The sequence below is a fragment of the Neobacillus rhizosphaerae genome, assembly GCF_050477885.1.
Taxonomy (GTDB): domain Bacteria; phylum Bacillota; class Bacilli; order Bacillales; family Cytobacillaceae; genus Neobacillus; species Neobacillus rhizosphaerae_A.
Genome location: NZ_JBCNAC010000066.1, coordinates 1 through 17122, shown reverse-complemented (window position 1 = coordinate 17122; position 17122 = coordinate 1). Strand labels below are relative to the sequence as shown.

The 17122-nt window shown below is 41.4% G+C and carries 27 protein-coding genes; 25 read left to right on the top strand and 2 right to left on the bottom strand.

Annotated elements, in window-relative coordinates; genetic code table 11:
- Positions 1-33 precede the first annotated feature (33 nt).
- The 9 genes from ABES03_RS08525 (at position 34) to ABES03_RS08485 (ending at position 9323) form a co-directional block, all read left to right on the top strand.
- Positions 34-756: a PhoH family protein gene (locus ABES03_RS08525; protein WP_430116832.1), complete on the top strand. Its 723-nt coding sequence runs from the start codon at positions 34-36 to the stop codon at positions 754-756.
- The gene (locus ABES03_RS08520; RefSeq protein WP_430116830.1) at positions 753-1154 is read left to right on the top strand and encodes a group I intron-associated PD-(D/E)XK endonuclease; all 402 of its coding nucleotides are present in this window, start codon (positions 753-755) and stop codon (positions 1152-1154) included. The genes ABES03_RS08525 and ABES03_RS08520 overlap by 4 nt, the downstream gene beginning before the upstream one ends.
- A gap of 71 nt (positions 1155-1225) precedes the next feature.
- On the top strand, positions 1226-1393 hold the full coding sequence (locus ABES03_RS08515; RefSeq protein ID WP_430116829.1) for a hypothetical protein: 168 nt from the start codon (positions 1226-1228) through the stop codon (positions 1391-1393).
- Positions 1393-2766, top strand: a complete 1374-nt coding sequence (locus ABES03_RS08510) for a phosphoadenosine phosphosulfate reductase family protein (RefSeq protein WP_430116827.1) — start codon at positions 1393-1395, stop codon at positions 2764-2766. Before ABES03_RS08515 ends, ABES03_RS08510 begins: the two co-directional genes overlap by 1 nt.
- 49 nt (positions 2767-2815) lie before the next feature.
- Positions 2816-5221 carry a DNA polymerase gene (locus ABES03_RS08505; RefSeq protein ID WP_430116825.1) on the top strand — a complete coding sequence of 802 codons (2406 nt, stop codon included), beginning with the start codon at positions 2816-2818 and terminating at the stop codon, positions 5219-5221.
- The gene (locus ABES03_RS08500) at positions 5221-6162 is read left to right on the top strand and encodes a PD-(D/E)XK nuclease family protein (RefSeq protein WP_430116823.1); all 942 of its coding nucleotides are present in this window, start codon (positions 5221-5223) and stop codon (positions 6160-6162) included. Before ABES03_RS08505 ends, ABES03_RS08500 begins: the two co-directional genes overlap by 1 nt.
- Positions 6152-6511, top strand: coding sequence for a hypothetical protein (locus ABES03_RS08495; RefSeq protein WP_430116821.1), 360 nt, complete (start codon positions 6152-6154; stop codon positions 6509-6511). Before ABES03_RS08500 ends, ABES03_RS08495 begins: the two co-directional genes overlap by 11 nt.
- The gene (locus ABES03_RS08490) at positions 6511-6783 is read left to right on the top strand and encodes a thioredoxin family protein (RefSeq protein WP_430116819.1); all 273 of its coding nucleotides are present in this window, start codon (positions 6511-6513) and stop codon (positions 6781-6783) included. Before ABES03_RS08495 ends, ABES03_RS08490 begins: the two co-directional genes overlap by 1 nt.
- Positions 6784-6926: 143 nt before the next feature.
- On the top strand, positions 6927-9323 hold the full coding sequence (locus ABES03_RS08485) for a ribonucleoside-triphosphate reductase, adenosylcobalamin-dependent (RefSeq protein WP_430116818.1): 2397 nt from the start codon (positions 6927-6929) through the stop codon (positions 9321-9323).
- A 37-nt stretch (positions 9324-9360) separates the two neighbouring features.
- Here ABES03_RS08485 and ABES03_RS08480 read toward each other — a convergent pair whose 3' ends face one another.
- On the bottom strand, positions 9361-9801 hold the full coding sequence (locus tag ABES03_RS08480) for a hypothetical protein (protein ID WP_430116816.1): 441 nt from the start codon (positions 9799-9801) through the stop codon (positions 9361-9363).
- 130 nt (positions 9802-9931) lie between these two features.
- Between ABES03_RS08480 and ABES03_RS08475 the strand changes: the two genes are divergently transcribed.
- The 7 genes from ABES03_RS08475 to ABES03_RS08445 all read left to right on the top strand — a co-directional run bounded on the left by ABES03_RS08475 (position 9932) and on the right by ABES03_RS08445 (position 13042).
- Positions 9932-10111, top strand: coding sequence for a hypothetical protein (locus tag ABES03_RS08475; RefSeq protein ID WP_430116815.1), 180 nt, complete (start codon positions 9932-9934; stop codon positions 10109-10111).
- Positions 10104-10679, top strand: a complete 576-nt coding sequence (locus ABES03_RS08470; protein WP_430116813.1) for a thymidine kinase — start codon at positions 10104-10106, stop codon at positions 10677-10679. The genes ABES03_RS08475 and ABES03_RS08470 overlap by 8 nt, the downstream gene beginning before the upstream one ends.
- The gene (locus ABES03_RS08465; protein WP_430116812.1) at positions 10679-11128 is read left to right on the top strand and encodes a dUTPase; all 450 of its coding nucleotides are present in this window, start codon (positions 10679-10681) and stop codon (positions 11126-11128) included. Before ABES03_RS08470 ends, ABES03_RS08465 begins: the two co-directional genes overlap by 1 nt.
- Positions 11128-11325, top strand: coding sequence for a hypothetical protein (locus ABES03_RS08460; RefSeq protein WP_430116811.1), 198 nt, complete (start codon positions 11128-11130; stop codon positions 11323-11325). The genes ABES03_RS08465 and ABES03_RS08460 overlap by 1 nt, the downstream gene beginning before the upstream one ends.
- 227 nt (positions 11326-11552) lie before the next feature.
- A complete protein-coding gene (thyA, locus tag ABES03_RS08455) occupies positions 11553-12347 on the top strand; it encodes a thymidylate synthase (RefSeq protein WP_430116809.1) in 795 nt (264 codons plus the stop codon).
- Positions 12347-12835: a dihydrofolate reductase gene (locus ABES03_RS08450; protein WP_430116808.1), complete on the top strand. Its 489-nt coding sequence runs from the start codon at positions 12347-12349 to the stop codon at positions 12833-12835. Before thyA ends, ABES03_RS08450 begins: the two co-directional genes overlap by 1 nt.
- On the top strand, positions 12836-13042 hold the full coding sequence (locus ABES03_RS08445) for a hypothetical protein (RefSeq protein WP_430116807.1): 207 nt from the start codon (positions 12836-12838) through the stop codon (positions 13040-13042).
- A gap of 48 nt (positions 13043-13090) precedes the next feature.
- Here the strand turns inward: ABES03_RS08445 and ABES03_RS08440 are convergent, their stop codons facing one another.
- A complete protein-coding gene (locus tag ABES03_RS08440) occupies positions 13091-13312 on the bottom strand; it encodes a helix-turn-helix domain-containing protein (RefSeq protein WP_430116805.1) in 222 nt (73 codons plus the stop codon).
- A gap of 180 nt (positions 13313-13492) precedes the next feature.
- Between ABES03_RS08440 and ABES03_RS08435 the strand changes: the two genes are divergently transcribed.
- From ABES03_RS08435 to ABES03_RS08395, 9 genes are all read left to right on the top strand, one after another.
- On the top strand, positions 13493-14023 hold the full coding sequence (locus tag ABES03_RS08435) for a hypothetical protein (protein WP_430116804.1): 531 nt from the start codon (positions 13493-13495) through the stop codon (positions 14021-14023).
- Positions 14010-14573, top strand: coding sequence for a hypothetical protein (locus tag ABES03_RS08430; RefSeq protein ID WP_430116803.1), 564 nt, complete (start codon positions 14010-14012; stop codon positions 14571-14573). The genes ABES03_RS08435 and ABES03_RS08430 overlap by 14 nt, the downstream gene beginning before the upstream one ends.
- A gap of 1 nt (position 14574) precedes the next feature.
- Complete coding sequence (locus ABES03_RS08425; RefSeq protein ID WP_430116802.1) at positions 14575-14931, top strand: sigma factor-like helix-turn-helix DNA-binding protein; 357 nt, start codon at positions 14575-14577, stop codon at positions 14929-14931.
- The gene (locus ABES03_RS08420) at positions 14928-15329 is read left to right on the top strand and encodes a hypothetical protein (protein ID WP_430116800.1); all 402 of its coding nucleotides are present in this window, start codon (positions 14928-14930) and stop codon (positions 15327-15329) included. Before ABES03_RS08425 ends, ABES03_RS08420 begins: the two co-directional genes overlap by 4 nt.
- A 14-nt stretch (positions 15330-15343) precedes the next feature.
- Positions 15344-15586 carry a hypothetical protein gene (locus ABES03_RS08415; RefSeq protein WP_430116799.1) on the top strand — a complete coding sequence of 81 codons (243 nt, stop codon included), beginning with the start codon at positions 15344-15346 and terminating at the stop codon, positions 15584-15586.
- A complete protein-coding gene (locus ABES03_RS08410; protein WP_430116798.1) occupies positions 15561-15743 on the top strand; it encodes a hypothetical protein in 183 nt (60 codons plus the stop codon). The genes ABES03_RS08415 and ABES03_RS08410 overlap by 26 nt, the downstream gene beginning before the upstream one ends.
- A 72-nt stretch (positions 15744-15815) precedes the next feature.
- Entirely contained in the window at positions 15816-16094 is a 279-nt protein-coding gene (locus tag ABES03_RS08405; RefSeq protein ID WP_430116796.1) for a hypothetical protein, read from the top strand.
- 62 nt (positions 16095-16156) lie between these two features.
- Entirely contained in the window at positions 16157-16408 is a 252-nt protein-coding gene (locus ABES03_RS08400; RefSeq protein WP_430116794.1) for a hypothetical protein, read from the top strand.
- Between the two features lie 17 nt (positions 16409-16425).
- The gene (locus ABES03_RS08395) at positions 16426-16767 is read left to right on the top strand and encodes a hypothetical protein (protein ID WP_430116792.1); all 342 of its coding nucleotides are present in this window, start codon (positions 16426-16428) and stop codon (positions 16765-16767) included.
- Positions 16768-17122 lie beyond the last annotated feature (355 nt).

Sequence of the window (17122 nt, the reverse complement as noted above, 5' to 3'; positions counted from 1 at the left end):
TGTGTACCAACAGAACGCAAAGGAGAGGTTCTCTTGGGTAATTTTGACGATATTCGTTGGAAGTGGCTTGAGGAGAGAGGAATTGAAGTTTACGGAGACCCTTACCAATTGGACTATATGTTGAACCTCTGGAAGACTCCTGACAAAGTTCAAGCCGTATTTTGTGAAGCTAAAGCTGGAACTGGAAAAACAACGCTTGCTGTTCTTGCTGGAGCTTATGAGGTTATAAAGGGAGAACACTATGACCGAATTATTTACATTCGTAACGCTGTTCCAGTCCGTGAACAAGGTTTCTTGACTGGAGACATAAAACAAAAGTCTGCTCCGTACATGGCTCCAATTGCTGACGCTCTGGAACTGGTTCACCCAGCAACGTTCGAGGAATGGACTTTTGAACAAGGAAAGCAACAACCTAAGCTGGTTCCAATTACAACCTCATTCGTTCGAGGGATAACTTGGAAACGTTCCTTTGTCATTATTGATGAAGCTCAAAACTTGGACTTAGAAGAACTCCAGGCAATTTATACTCGTTGTGACGCAACCAGCAAAATTGTCTCAATCGGTTCCGTTCGCCAAGTGGACAACAAGAAAGTGAAAAGAGTCGCTGGGTTTCTTCCATTTCAAATTTACATGAAACATTTTGTGGGAGACCCAAGAGTTTCCTTCCACGAGCTTCTCACTTGTTACCGTGGCTGGTTCGCTGATAAAGCCGACGATATTTTTGAAACTGTGAAAATACTGGAGGGGAGACTGTGAACACAGCAAAGAAAAACGCTCATATGGTCGGAACCGTCAGTGAGTTGTCCGTCATGTTGGAGTATGCAAAACGAGGTTATACCATAAACCTTCCCACGACTCCAGCACGTTATGACTTTATTGCTGAAAAGGAAGGACGTTCCGTCAAAGTTCAAGTCAAACATGGCTCAACATTCAATGGTGAAAGAGAGCTTCTCGGTTTTTCAAAGACTCCCTATGAGAAGAAAGACGTGGACGTGATTGCTATGTTCGACAGCAATGACGGAACGATTTACTACATTCCAACAGACCATGTTGAAGGAATGTCTTCTATTAGATTACGAATTGAACCTTATCTCTATTCAGTGAAGTCTGAAAAAGCTCTGATTGCTGACCATTACAGAAAATTCATTGGCTAATACGTCACACGAAAAAGACCTCCTCGTTGGTGTTGGTAGAAAACGACACTTCAACAAGGAGGTTTTTTATTATGTTCGCTGGTCACAAGGCAACTTGGAACATTTACAAACCAGACGGTGAGCTCTTGCTCCAACTCCATTGTCTTTATGACTCAAACGACTTCCTCTCTGAAATTGCTGAAGCTTGGGAGATTGACTACAAAAACAAAGTTATCAAGATTACTAGGGAGCTGGGCTAATGAGTACATTTTTACAAGAATTGCAGATTTACAACGAGCTAGTTCACCAAGCAAAAGAGGACATTAAAACAATGTATCTGGACGAAAACGACAAAGGTCACTGGGCTGTTGCTTGGTCTGGTGGAAAGGACTCAACCGCTGTCCTCAAACTGGTCACTGAAGCTATCATGGAACTTCCAAAGGAGCAACGGAACCGTCATGTTTACGCTGTTATGAGTGACACGGTTGTTGAAAACCCAGAGCTTGACATTTACATGAGAGACCAGCTCCAGAAGTTCAATGACTGGGCAAAAAGAGAAGAAGCTCCTTTCTCTGGCCACATGGTTGAACGTCCAGTTGAGAGAGGTTACTTCTATTGTTTACTTGGTAAAGGTCACCCACTTCCTTCACAGTCAATTCGTTGGTGTACTGACCGACTTAAAATAAAACCTCAAGAGAATTTCCTCGTTGACCTGGCTCCTTCATTTGTATTGAGTGGGGTTCGTCGTTCCGAGTCAGTCTCAAGGGGAAGGAGTATTGAGAAACGTTCTATCAGTGAGAAAATTGCTCTCTATGACGGAGGGAAACTCACGAAAGCTGGGACAAAAATTTTCATGGCAATTGTGGACTTCACAGTTGAGGACGTTTGGAGACTTTTGAGACAACCGACTCTCTGGGGAGACACAGAGGACATTCGTCGAATTTACCGAGACGCAACTGGTGAGTGTGGGTTCGTCAATCCAAAGGGAGTCGAGAAGAAGTCCGTTGAAGCTTGTGGAGCAAGGTTTGGTTGCTGGACGTGTCCAGTCATTGTCGCTGACCGTTCAACAGAGGAAATGGCAAAACAATATGAATGGCTCAAACCTCTGACCCAGTGGAGAGAACTTCACATGAGAATGTATGGACGGTATAAACCACTCAAACCACAAGGACAACCGAGAAAAGTTCGCTCTCTGGTCATTAAAAAATATAAAGCAATTGCTTACGCAACTTTGAGGGTCACTAAAGCTGGTTACGGACGTAGAGGAGAAGAATACAACGTTGGAGCTGGAACCCTTTCTCTTGAAAGTCGTGAGTTCTTGCTTCAAGAGCTTCTCAAAACTCAAGCAGAAGTGAACCGCTTGAGAGCAATTGACGGTCTGGAACCACTGGAACTTATTCGCAAAGACGAGTTGTACGCAATTATTAAACTCCAAGAAGAAGACCGAAAGCAGAGACAGCACATTGCTGGAAGTAAGCTTGGAATAAAGTTTGACCGTCGAATGTTGTTTGAGGACATGGAGGAGACCTATGTGGAAGACGTTGCAAAACTCGCTCACTTAACTCCAGACGAAATTGCTGACCGTCTCATTGAAAATTTCAAACAAGGAATTTACGAATTTCCAACTGAATAAGTCACAACCAAACCTCCTCTCCGTTGTTACGGTTGGGAGGTTGATTTTTATGGAAGAATTGACTTTTGACCTTACTGAAGAATTTGAACAAGAACAAGTGAAAGAGACCAAGAAAAAAGCTCGGTCAAAGAAAGCAACACAAAAGAAAGAAGCTTCCAAATTTGAACCGACTTGGGAACAGGTCTGGAACGGTTATGAGAACCCAAAGACAGGAAAATGGAAAAACGGAATTTGGGAACTGAAAGATTCCAAGACAGTTCATAGACAATGGCTACAAGAAGTAAAGGACGCAATTGAGTCTGGTGAGCTTGGTTTGGAAGACCCAGTGACCAAAGAGCCAATTCCAGTTGGGAAGTTCTCCAAGTCCAAAGCAAAAGAACTTTACGCTGTTCTGGAACAACGTAAACGAGAACAACGCATTAAGGAACTCGTTGAGCACTGTCCAGACAACTACTTTTTAATTACTGAAAAAAACCAGATGGAGAAGCTTGTGAAATACCTTGAGGACGAGACGGAAACTGGTCTGGACACAGAAACAACCGGCCTGGACGTTTATGTTGACGTTATGGTTGGAATTTCAATCACTCTCCCAAAGAGGGACGTTCATGTTTATATTCCGTTTGGCCACACAACTGGAGAGAAACAACTCCCTCGTGAGTATGTGTTGAAAATGCTCAAACCTTATCTCATGAGCAATACAAAGAAATTCCTTCACAATGCAAAGTTCGATAAACATATGTTCATTCGCCACAAGTACAACATTGGAGGAACCATTCACGACACTCAAATTGCTATGAAGCTCTTGAATGAGAATGAACCTTCTAACAGGCTCAAGGACTTGCTGACCAAATACAAGAACCACTTGGGTTTCAAAGAAGACTCTTACACATTTGAACAGCTTTTTGGAAAGAACGCTCCGTTCCATGAGGTTCCTCTGGAAGTGGCTAAAGTTTACGCTTGCAAGGACACTCACGGTTGCTATTTGCTCGGAAAATGGCAAGAACAATTCTTTCAGAAAATGTTCGGTCTGAAACGTGTCTTCTATGAAATTGAGAGTCCGTTGCTCCCAGTGGTGGTTGACATGGAACGGACTGGTATGTTGTGTGACATGGAGTTTGGAAAAGAGTACGGTCACGAACTGACTGAATACCTCGTTGAACTTGAAAAGGAAATAAAAGCCGAACTTGGTGACATTAACTTGAAAAGTCCAGCTCAACTCCAGAAAGTCCTATATGACGACTTTGAAATGGAGGACGTGTCTGGGAAACGGTCAACCGACAAGAAGACGCTCGAAATTCTTTCTGGTGAGCTTCCTGTCTTGGAGACTCTCTTGAAATACAAAGATTTGTTCAAGTTGAACTCAACCTATATTTCAGCTCTCCCAGAAAAAGTGAAGTCTGACGGACGTATTCACGGACAGTTCAACCAAGACAAAACCGACACTGGACGGTTCTCAAGCTCGGAACCGAACCTTCAAAACCTTCCAGCTCGTGCTAGGAAATTGGTCATTGCACCAGACGGAAAAGTCATTTTCGGCATTGACTTCTCCCAAATTGAACCTCGTGTTCTTTCTCATATCACTGGAGACGAGGAATTGAGAAAACCTTATTTGACTGGTGGAGACTTATACGCAACGCTGGCTTCACGAACTTTCAAGAAACCAATTGAAGAATGTGGAGACGGTTCAAAGTATCGAAAAATGATGAAGACTGGTCTCCTTGCTGTAATGTATGGAACTTCAATGTGGACGCTGTCCAAACAATTGAATATTACATTGGAGGAAGCTGAACAGTTTATTCACGACTTCTATGAAGCTTATCCAAAAGTAAAAGCTTGGATTGAGTCCATTTGGGAGTTTGTAAAGGAAAACGAATATGTTGAGACGCTTTACGGACGAAAGAGAAGGTTCCCAAAACACAGACAGCAAGCAATTATTTATGACGATTGCAAAGCTCAAATGTTGAAACTTCTCGGCACAAAGAACCTCCCTCAAGACTTCTGGAACAAAAAGAAATACCCTCAATTACCGTACAAGCTGAAACAAAAATTCCAGGCTGTTAAAAAGTCCGTTGAGAGGGTTCGTCGTCAAGCTGTCAACGCAATTATTCAAGGCTCCTCCGCTGACATTATGAAAATTGCAATGTTACGAATGGACGCTTTCTTGAAGTCAAAAGGTTGGTCACTCATGGCAACGGTTCACGACGAGCTTCTCATGATTGCTGACGACACAATTACTCATGAAGAAATTATTCGAATGAATGATTGTATGAGACTTTGTGTTGAGCTTGAGGTTCCACTCAAGACCGACGTTGAGGTCATGGCAACTTGGGGGAATGGAATTAAGTTTGACGTGAACCGCAAAGTCTTCTTCCACAAGGACGAGAAGACAGGCAAAACAATGTTTGAGTCAGCTCACTTAAAAGAAGCTGTTAAATACATTGAGGAGGTTGCTTAATGATAACGAACAAAGAAAAAGCAAAGGCAATAAAAAGAAAAAATGACAAAGCAAAGCAAAACGCTCCAGAAGGGAACCCAGCAATTGCTCAAGACTTTCACAAAATGCTGGACGACTTTCACAAACTGAACGTCAACAATGACTATAAATTGGACGTTATGTTGCTTCAAGACGAAATTGAGCAAATGACAGACGGACGGTCAAACTTGAGAGGGACGTGGGACGAGTCGCTCCCAACGTTCTCTCCTTCCTCTGCTGACGACTGTGAACGGTCACTCGCTTTCAAAATCATTGGAGCAGACGAGGACGAACAAGTCATGGAACCTTATCAAAAACGGTGGGTCAGAAACGGTTCCGCTGTTCATAAAGCAATTCAAAGAGATTTGATTTACATTGAGAAATACTTGAAAGACGCTCCGTTTGAAGTGTGTCGAACCAAAGAAGGAAAACCAGCTTGGGAACGAAACACGAGAACCGTCAAAAAGTTTGAACACAATGGAGAGAAGTTTCAGCTCTATGGAATGGTTGACGGTATGCTCTACTATAAACCAGAAAAGAAACGCATTGGTTTTGACTTCAAGACCAAGTCCACAACAATTGCCTCGATTGGTGACTACAAGCTCAAAGCTCCCCAAGAAAACAACGTTCTCCAAGCTGTTTGTTATTCCCTTCTGTTCGACGTTGACGAGTACATTATTTGTTATGAGTCACTTGCAAAAGACGGTTGGACAAAGGGAGCAGACGCAAAACCAGACATTCGTGTCTTCCATATAAAAATTACTGAAGCTATGAAACAAGCTGTTCTCGATAAGTTTGCTGGAATTGCAAAACAACTTCGTGAAGACAAACTTCCAGCTCCAAACTTTGAAAAGTGTCTGTTCTGTCCATTCAAAGAAGTTTGTTCGGAGGTAGAGAAGGGAGCTGAAGCTCTTGGCTTCTAACTATCAACGAGGACGTTATTCAGAATATAAAGCAAAACGACACTTGGAAAAAGAGGGTTACTTTTATTTGACTCGGTCTCCAGCTTCCAAAGGAATGTTTGACTTGGTCGGAGTTGGTTTTGGGGGAGGTATTCTCCTCCAGACCAAACGAACCAAAAGGAAGAAGCTCGTTCCGAGTATGTATAGAGAGGAAATGGACTCAATTCAAGAATGGGTTGACTCTCTCCCTTACTTACCAGACAACGTGAGGGTGGAGTTCTGGGTTCAAAGAGACGGAGTGAAAGGTTGGGTCAAATTCCGTTTCTATCATAAAAAACCAATGGAAATGTATGAAGGAGGAAATGAATAATGAGAATTGTAAAAATTGAAGCTGACGTTTGCCCACAATGCAGAGCTTTGGACTTTATCCTTATGGCAACTCCTGAAGTGAATGCTGTAATTGAGAAAGTGAACATTGACCGAGACGAGAACAAAGACTGGATTGAAAAATACACTATCATGGGAACTCCAACTCTCCTATTCTTGGACGGAGAAAGAGAGCTTACAAGACTCGTTGGAGCAAAAGGAACTACTCCAGAAATTATTCGAGAAAAAGTGAAAGAAGCAGAAGAGAAGCTGTAAGAAATGGGAGCTGAAAAGCTCCCTTTTTGTTGTCACGACAAACTCAAAAGTTCGTTGTAATTGATAGCTTACAGCTAACAAATAAGTTACCGAGACCCTTTGGGGTCAATGGTCGGAGAAAAGAACAGCAAAGGAGAGGGAATATGAAGGAAATTACTTTGAGTCCAAAATTCTTGAGAAAATACCCAGACTTTCCAAGTCATATGAACGCAATTGGGACTTTCGTATATTTGAGAACTTATTCTCGTTATCTCCCAGAAAAGGGACGGAGGGAAACTTGGAAAGAGACGGTCACTCGTGCTGTCCAGTACAACGTGAACCTCTTGAGAAAACACGTTGAGCTTTTTGATTTGCCTATTACTTACAAAGAGCTAATGGAAGAAGCTGAAGCTTGGTTCCACTCCATGTTCAACCTTGACCAGTTCTTGTCTGGAAGAACAATGTGGGTTGGTGGAGCTGAAGGAGGAGTTGCTGAAAAGTTCCCTCTCGGAAACTTCAACTGTTCTTTCATTGCAATTGAAAAGTGGGAAGACTTGGCTGACCAATTCTATTTGTTGTTGGTCGGAACTGGAGTTGGCTTCAAGCATACTTTCAAAATGGCTGAAAACATTGCTCCAGTCCGTGACAACTTCACTGTGACCCACAAGGAATATGAAGACTTGTATTCTCTTGGAGTCCGTATTGATACAACAACAATGTCCGTTGAAGGAAACAAAGCAACAATTGTTGTTGGTGACTCCAAAGAAGGATGGGTTGAGTCTCTGAAATTATTCTTCCGTCTTATTACTCTCAAACAATATGAAGACTTGACCGAAATTCATTTTGTCTATGACTTTGTAAGACCGAACGGAGCAAGGCTTCTCACTTTCGGAGGAACCGCTTCTGGACATATTCCTCTCATGGAAATGTTCACGAACTTTGAAAAAGTTATCAAAAACCAGATTGACCCAACTCTTGAACCTCCTGTTCGTGTTGACGACAAATATGTCCGTCTTCGTCCAATTCATGTCCTGGACTTTGGAAACTTCCTCGGAAACAACGTTGTTGTGGGAGGAGTTCGGAGAACAGCAGAAATTTTCCTCATTGACGGAATGAAGGACGTTGAGTCAATCTTTGCAAAATACGGTCTGAATGGTTTCTGGACAGAGGAAATGTTCCAACGTCACGAACAAATTATGGCTGAAGCTGACCGTCTCGGAATTAAGGTTCCAGAGTCAGCAAGAAAAGTAGGGGAAAGAAAACACGGTGTTTCTCTGGACGGAATAACTCACCAGTTCGACACAAAAGAAGAAGCTGACGCTTTAATGACTGAAAAAGGTGACGGTTTCTATATGTATCCTATCAATTTGGGAACCGGTCTTCACCATAGACGAATGAGCAACAACTCTGTTGCATTTACAAGCAAACCTCCTCGTGAGCTTCTCCGTTTTATTTTCTTAATGATGAAAGCAGAGGGAGAACCAGCTTTCATTAATTTGGAAGAACTCGCAATGAGACGCTTCAAAATGCTCGGAACTAACAATCCAACACGGAAACAGCTTGAAGAAGTAATGGAAAAGCTCGGAATGAATCCATGTGCTGAAATTTTATTGTGGACGCTCGGAGTGTGTAACTTGACCACAATCAACGTGACTCGTTTCGTCTACAATGGAAAGCTCGACTTGGAAGGACTTCTGGAAGCTCAAAGACGTTCAACTCGTGCTGGTCTTCGCATGACCCTTGTTGAGCTTGAACTTCCACACTGGGCAAAACGTCAAAACACTGACCGGTTGCTTGGTCTGTCTTTGACTGGTTGGAAAGACGCAATGGGTCAATTGAAGTTCAACCGTGACCAGGAAAAAGAGCTTCTTGCTCTGCTCAAGAAAGTTGGTCGTGAGGAAGCTGACGCTTACGCTCGTAAACTCCGAATTGCAACTCCATTACTGACAACAACCGTGAAACCAGAGGGAACCATTTCTCAAGTTGCTGGTGGAGTAAGCTCTGGACTTCATTATGCTCACTCTGAATATTACATTCGTCGTATTCGTATTTCTGCAAATGACCCTCTAGCAAAAGCTGTTCTTGCTCATGAAGGTTGGGTTGTGAACCCAGAAGTCGGAACCGAGGGAGCAACTCGTGAGGAACAAATGAAAAATGCTCGGACTCTGGTCATTGACTTCCCAGTTTACTCTGGAGCTGACGTGACCAAAGACGACGTTGACATTGACGAACAGTTTGACACTTATTTCATGTTCCAAGACTATTACACAGAACACAACGCTTCCAACACAATCACAGTAAAACCGCATGAATGGGACAGAGCTGAAGAACGTGTTTGGAATGGCTGGAATAACTTCGTTGGAGTTTCCTTCCTTGCTCATGACGGTGGGACTTATGCTCTCGCTCCATATGAGAAATGTGACAAGGAAACTTACGAGAGGCTCAAAAAACAAATGCAAGAATTTAACATGAACATTCTTGCTCAATATGAAGTCGGCTCAACTGAAGACTTCGACATTGGTCAAGACGGCTGTGAGTCTGGAATTTGTCCAGTCAGATAAAAAATGGGAACCCTTTTGGGTTCCCTTGTTTTTTTTTCTATGCACGAGAAGCTTTCAAACGGTTCTTAAAACCTTCTAGTTCCTCAATTCTTTGTTTTGCTGTTTCCACAATTAAGTCTTTTTCCGCTTGAGTCTTTTCTTCGTGTATTTTCATCACTTCAACTTCAATAACCGATAACTGGTTCATGGATATTTCTTCGTCCAACAGTTCGATATTGTAACACTCATTACTACAATACTTTTCTGTTGGAATAACTTCTCTCCATCTAAACAAGCTGTATAATTGTTTGAATTGAGAATAGTCAACCTTCCTGAAATTAAAGGTCTTACTGCATTTTTCACAGAACCTCCAACCTTCACCAGAACATTTCCCACAAATGGCTTCTTTGTCTTGGAAAATAGGAATTGACCCCGTATCTCCATTCAATTCAACTTTTTCACTACATACAGAGCAGGTTCGATTTAAGTATTTATCCAAAAAGCTTCACTTCCCTTCCAATATTCTCCTTATAAAATTCTACAAGATTTTCAGAAATCCTTTTTAGTTTTCGGTCACAACCATTTCAAGTAGTCGTTGGATTAACAGAAAGACGAGGGGAGGAAGTCAATTGATTGATATTTACGATTGGTTCGACAAGCTTTATTCCAGATATGACGTTGCCTTTATCAACTCGAAAACGCAAACTGTGAGACTCGAAAACAAGAAAGGTTGGTTCGAGGAAACAACGCTCACAGTAGAATTTGCTCACTGGTTACTCAATAAGGGAGTTGAAATTCGTTATGAGTAAAGCTGGGAAGCTCACTGTCATTGTTGGCTCAATGTTTTCTGGGAAGTCAACTGAACTTCAACGTCAAGGACGGAGAAAGGAACTTGCTGGAGAGCTTGTTGCTTATTTCAAACCCAGGAAAGACAACCGCTATACTCCAACAGCAATTTCCACACATGATGGAACGAAAGTTGCCGCTTACGTAGTTGAGGACGCTCAAAGTATTCGAGAAGTTTTGAAACAAGTGGAACAGCAAGTTGGTCTGGTCGGAACTGTGTGTATTGACGAAATTCAATTCTTCGACGAGAAAATTGTTGCTGTTGTCAATTTGCTTCTCTGGGACGGAATTGACGTTGTTTGTTCTGGTCTGGACTTAGACCGTTTTGCTCAACCGTTTGGTAAAGTTCCAGAGCTTCTCTGTATGGCTGAAGAAGTCGTGAAAGTGAGAGCTGTTTGTCATTCGTGTGGGGAAGACGCTTGGGTCTCTGCTGGAACCTTCATTTCTGAAGAACAAATAGTTGTCGGTGAGTCGGACAAATATGTTCCGCTTTGCAGAACTTGCTATTTCAAAAAGGGAGGTATTATTTAATGAAGAAACTCGACAAAACTTTAATGACTGAAGCAGAAAAACAACGTATGAGAGACAACGTGAATGGGGGTCTTCCAGTGGATATGCTGAAAGCTATTTTCAAAATGCAACACGAGCTTGACTCTTTCATTATGGAAAAACACTCTGACAAACTTCCACAAGGAATTTCTGAATGGGTCACAAAACTCACTATTGCAATGGAAGATGAAATTTCAGAGGTTCGTGGAGAGGTCAACTGGAAGTGGTGGAAAAGTGAGAAACAAATTGATATTGAGAAGCTTCACGAGGAAGTCATTGACTTATGGCATTTCCTAGTTGCTCTGTCACAACGAGTTGGTTTGACTCCAGAGAAAGTCTTCGAGGTCTACCAGGCAAAACGTGAGGAAAACTTCAAACGTCAAAAAGGAACCTCGACTGAAAAAGACTACAGAGACGGAGGGAACAACTAATGTCTCTATTATTCAAAGTTCTGTTTTGGCTGTCTGCAATTGTCAACCTTATCAACGGAATACAAATTTGGGTCACTGGGAAACCAGAAACAATTCCAGCTCAAGTTGTCGATAACTTTACTCTTTTTGCTTTCTTTTCTCTTTTTGCATTGTCAGCAATCGACTCAAGGAAAGTGAAGAAAAATGAAACACATTGATACCTGGTTCCGAGGAATGGTCAAAAGAGAGACTTATATTTTTGTCTCCAAGAAAGTTGACCATATAGAGTTGAACGAAATAACAACTCTATTCGGAAAGTGGAAGGTCAAGGAGGAAGTCAGAGAAGTCTTCCTCCCAGACTTGAAACTTATGGAGCAAGGAAAGCTCCGTGTGATTTGTGAAGCTTACACAGAACTTCACGAACTAGCAAGGAGGTTGAGTCGGCATGACAAAATTTGATGAACAATACAGAGACTTGGTTTTCCGTGCAATTGTTGACGGTGAGAGAGTCGTTGACCGAACTGGAGTGGGAACCAGAAAACTTTTTGGTGAAACTATGAGGTTTAATTTACAAGAGGAGTTCCCAGCTCCAACATTGAAGAAGCTCTTTTTCGAGTCAGCAAAGAAGGAAATGTTCTGGATATATCAAGACCAGTCAAATGACGTTCGTCTTCTTCGTGAGAAATACGGAGTCAAAGTTTGGGACGAGTGGGAACAGAAGGACGGAACAATAGGCCACGCTTATGGTTACATTATCGAGAAACATAAGCAAATTGATAAACTCATTCAAGGCTTGAAAGAGAACCCTCACGGACGGAGACACATCATTTCCCTTTGGGATATTGAAGAACTTCCATATATGAGTCTTCAACCTTGTGCTTTTCAAACTATATGGTCAGTCAATAGAGGGAAGCTCAATTGTCAGCTTGTACAACGCTCTGGTGACTTGGGTCTCGGAGTTCCTTTCAATACTGCTCAATATGCAATTCTGGTTCATATGGTTGCTCAATGTGCTGGGCTGGAAGTAGGGGAACTCCTTCATACAATCACGGACGCTCATGTTTATGATAACCATGTGGAACCACTCAAGGAAATGTTGTTCAGACCAATAATGAGAGACGTAAAACCTCAACTTCATATAACAAATAGGACTCAAAACTTTTACGACTTCCTTCCAAATGACATTCGTTTACTCGGTTATGACTCTCACCCTCAAATTAAACTTGAGGTTGCTGTTTAATGGGCAAAATTTCTCTAATTGTCGCTCATGACCGAGCTAGAGGAATTGGGAGAGACAACAAACTTGTTTGGAATCTTCCAAATGACATGAAACACTTTCAGAGAGTCACAATGGGAAATATTGTTGTCATGGGTCGTAAAACATTTGAGTCTATTGGGAAACCCTTGAGAGGACGGAGAAATGTGGTTCTCTCAACAACTCTCCAAAAACAACACAAAGTTCATGTTGAGAGGGACTTTAAAACTCTACTTGAAAAGCTACACAAAATCTCAAGACCAGCTTTTATTATTGGTGGAGCTGAAATATATAAACTCTTTCTTCCCTATGCTGACGAGGTTCTGGTCACGGAGGTTGACGGGAATTTCGAGTGTGACACGTTCTTTCCGGTGTTGTCACAGAGCAATTGGAAACTCGTTGAAAACATTGAGGGAACGGTTGACGAGAAAAACATTCCTCACTATTTCTTGAAATTTGAAAGGAGAATGTAAATGTTCAATTTAACTCTGGAAGACGTAAAAGGGAGACACACAGAGGAGATTGTTGAGAAATCTGAAATGGGAATGACCATGTTTGAAATGTTCATTGGTCAGTTGAGTGAGAGGGAAAAAGCAATTTTTGAGATTGCTTACGCAAATGGATATATGGACAGCACGAATGACCATTTAGACGGAGAACCAGTTGAAGTTCTTAAATAAAACAATAAAACCTCCTACCTTATCTCTATTTTGGTGGGAGGTTTTCTTTTATTTCTTCAACACTATCACTTCAAGAACCTCACTCAAGTCAGTAACTTTGAGTGCTTCCATGATTGTAAGCAAATGTTTCTTGTTATATGCAGAACGAGTGTCATTGACCAACTCTGAAATAGTAGCTTCACGTAAACCAGTCGCCTTAGCAAGTTCCTTTTGAGAAATACCTTTACGCTCCAGTAAGTCCTTCAGTTTCATTCTAAATGTTAGTTCCATTATGAAGCTCTCCTTTCAAATTCCTCTATTACGATATTTCGTATTTATCTTAATAAATATATACAGACTTTTCAAGTTCTTACCAAAAAAATTTAAAACTTTTTTTGTCACAGTCAAAAACACACTCCGTTGTCACGAGTAGGAAGTCACTTCCGAAATTACGAAAAGGAGTGTTTGTAAGTGGGAACGGACGCTTACCGTTTTGACGTGAGAACCAAAGAACAATTCATTGTTGACATTGAGAAAGGAAACGCAAGAGAACGACTTGCAATTATTCTTTTCAAAAACTTCCTCAAGAACCAGTTTGGTTTCTATGGAGACATTGTTCCAAATGGTTGCGATATGTCTGGAGATTTCATTAACGATATATCGAAAGTGAACTCTGGAGCTGACTACTTAGTGGGAGAAAACAAGCTTCCTCTGGAAGTCAAAACGTCCACTGGTCACAATACTACAATTTACCTCAAGGTCAATCAAGTTGACTCGTACATTCGTCAAGGAGCTTCTGTTCTATACGTGAACGGAATTGAAAGACCAGTCTCCGCTTTCACGTTCTGGACATTTGAGGACTTGAAAGAAATGAGGAGGACTTGTGAAAGAGTCATTCCTCCAAACGGAATAAACGGAGGAAAAGAGTCTTTCAAAATTGACGCTCTTAAATATTCTTGGCTGACTTTTGCTGGAAAGGAGAAGAAGTATGTCAGGTTTTAAAGGAGTCCAAATTGCTCTTACTGGAGAAATGAGAAGTGGCAAAGACACAGTCGGAAAGTTTCTCGTTGAGGAGTATGGGTTCAAGAGGTTTGCTTTCGGAGACGGAATTGTGAAAACTTGCAAACGTCTCTTTCCAGAGCAATTCAAGAATGGAAAGAAACCTCGTAAACTTCTTCAAGACTTCGGTCAGTTTTGTGTGGCTCAAGACAGAAATGTCTGGGTCAACTATTTATTTAAAGAAATGCTCTGGAACGATATTAACCCATTAGAGGACAACGTTGTCATTACTGATTTAAGACAACCTCACGAATATGAGAAGCTCGTCGAGTCTGGTTTCACTATTGCCCGAGTGAACTGTAAACCAGGAAGGAGGAAAGCTCGAATTATTTCTTCTGGTGAGGAATTTAACCCAGAAACTTTCTATCACTCAACAGAGAGTTTTGTGAGAACCTTCGCCGTTGACTGGGAACTCGACAATAACGGAACCTATGACGAACTCATTACTCAAGTTCAGGCAATGTTGAGCAACATTACTGGAGGAGGGTTCTAATATGGCTCACAGTGATTTTACAGCAATGGAAAGACTTCTCTCAACTCGTTACCCAATAACCAAAATTTTTGGAGTCACAAACGTCTTAAAAGACATTCACACGTTGAGGGAGCAAAGGTTTCAAGGCACGGACACAACGCTCTTGTCTTGTATCTTAATAGACTTCGAGAGACTCATGGAGAAAGCAAGACTTACAGAACGTCAAAAACAAGCTCTGTTCTATCACTATGAACTCGACTTGACGCAACAAGAGGTTGCTGAAGTCATGAACGTCTCTCAACAAGCTGTTTCAAAACATATCGACAACGCTATTGCAAAAATTGTGATAGTAGCAAAAGAGGAGGAGAGCAAAGCATGAAAACACTCTATGAGAACCTTTTTACAGCTGGGAACTATAAAGCAACCTTCTCTCAAGAAGTTGAGAAGCTCATAAAACAAGACTTAACTGACGAGTTCAAAATGAAACTTATTCAAGCTCTCACTGACGCTTACATTGACCAAACAGGGAAGGTTCCAGACTCTTATGAACTTTCGAGACTCACAACTTGGTTGGTCGTTGATAAAACAAAAGACCCAGACAAGGTCACTAAAACAGAATATCCAATTCTTTCAGAACATCAGCAAAAGTTAAGAGCAAGACGAGAACTCCCTCACCAAGCTGTTGAGAGTTTCAGTCCCAGCTCTCGTCACAAAATAAACGGACGGAAAGCTCCAAAGAATTTTAGGGTCTTTGGAGAGTACGAGGGAGGATATTAAGGAGGACTGGTCTCATGACTTACGAGGTTGCAAGCTTTCAAGAATTAATTGAAATTATGGCTTCCTGTGAGAGACTCGGTCTTTTCTATGTCGTCCAGAAGGACTTTCAAGAAAGAGAAAAGTGGTTTGGACGAACTGAACAGAAACTTGTTTACAGACTTCAAGTAGTTCAATACGTCGAGGAGGTTGGGGAACATGAGCAAGAGGTTCCATATAGGGGACAGAGTGAGAGTGAAAACAGTGAAGCTCACGAATGACCCGGAAAGTGAGTTTTACATTGAAAAGTTTGCTGGGAGAATTGGTGAGCTATTTGACGTGACTCGTTCCAGCAAAGGAACTGCAAGCTTTCATATAAACTTCGGAAACGAGATTGGAATTTTTCACGAAAATGAAATTGAGTATGTCACGGAGTAAGAACCGAGTCGTTGTGTTAAGTGTAAGGCAACCAATAAAACGAGCTAAAAGCTCAAGAGGAGGAAATTGAAAATGAAGAAGAATTTGAAAGTGGTTCACGACGGAATGAAAGCTGAAATGTTGTTCGCTGAATTGGTTCTGGGTTCAGGTAACATTCCAAGCTTTGAAGGTGAAGTCCTTGCAATTAACCCTTCCAAAGAGGAGTTTGCAACTTACAACGAAAACTTTGAAATGGCTGTCCGTGACGGAGTTGTTCCAGACGTTCTTGAAGGTGTTGTTTACTTCGACCACGGAGCAAACCGAGCTTTCATTGTGAGTGAGGAATATGTTGAGTATTCTGTTTTGAACTAATTACTGGAGAGCTTCTCTGTTCCTTTATTACTTAATTACGAAATTTGGAGGGGAATTTGAATATGATAAACGTTCAAATTGGAAACACAGTAAAAGCAATCGGAATGGGAGCTTTATTCGTTTCAATGGTTCCGAACTCTGCTGGTCAAGGTGTTGTGGTTCATGTTGCAAACCCAGAAGGAATTGCAACTGACCCAGAAGTCCTTTCTCAAAACTATAACAGGGAATATTTGACCGACGGAATTTTATTCAAAGACTCTGGGAACGGTGAAATTCTCTGGTTAGCAAGTGACGACTTTGAAATTCTAGCTTAATCGTGGGAGGTATGGATATGAACAAGAACTTCAAAAATATTAAAAACTTTGTTGAGTTAAAGGGAGACGTTGCTCTTATTCATATTAACCGAGCTGGTTTCGAACACATTGCAATTGTTGACCGTGAAGACTTAACCCTGATTGACCTTTCAGTGAAGAACCGCTTGAACATAGACACAAACGGATATGTACAACACAAAGAAATGATAAATGGGACATATAAGGTTTTCCAGTTACACAGAAAAATTGCTGGTGCTTTTGACTGGGAGGAAATTGGATTTTATAACGGAAACAAACTTGACCTACGTAAGAAAAACTTATTTTACAAATTTGATGGAAAAATTCGTTCTGTACTTTAGAATCTTAACTCTAGGGCTATGCTCTAGAGTTATTTATATAATAAGAGAAAATTTTTTTGAAGAGATTAGAGTCAATAATATATTGCTAGTTTCTGTGTAAAATGGTATTATTTACATGTCCTACCGTCTTAACTGACGAGGAGGTGTTGGCTATGCAATTTAAGCCTGTTCATGTTAGAGCGTATAAAAGGTTCCGTTTAGGACGACTTGAGTATGTTAGTGAGCATTTTCGGTCTCACCCTATGAGGTAAGATTGATTCCCCACCAAGTCAGGGTCGAACTCTCCAAAGGAAAACCCTGACGAGTAGGACATAAATATTTGGCTGGTGACGATAGCGAGAAGGCCACACCCGTT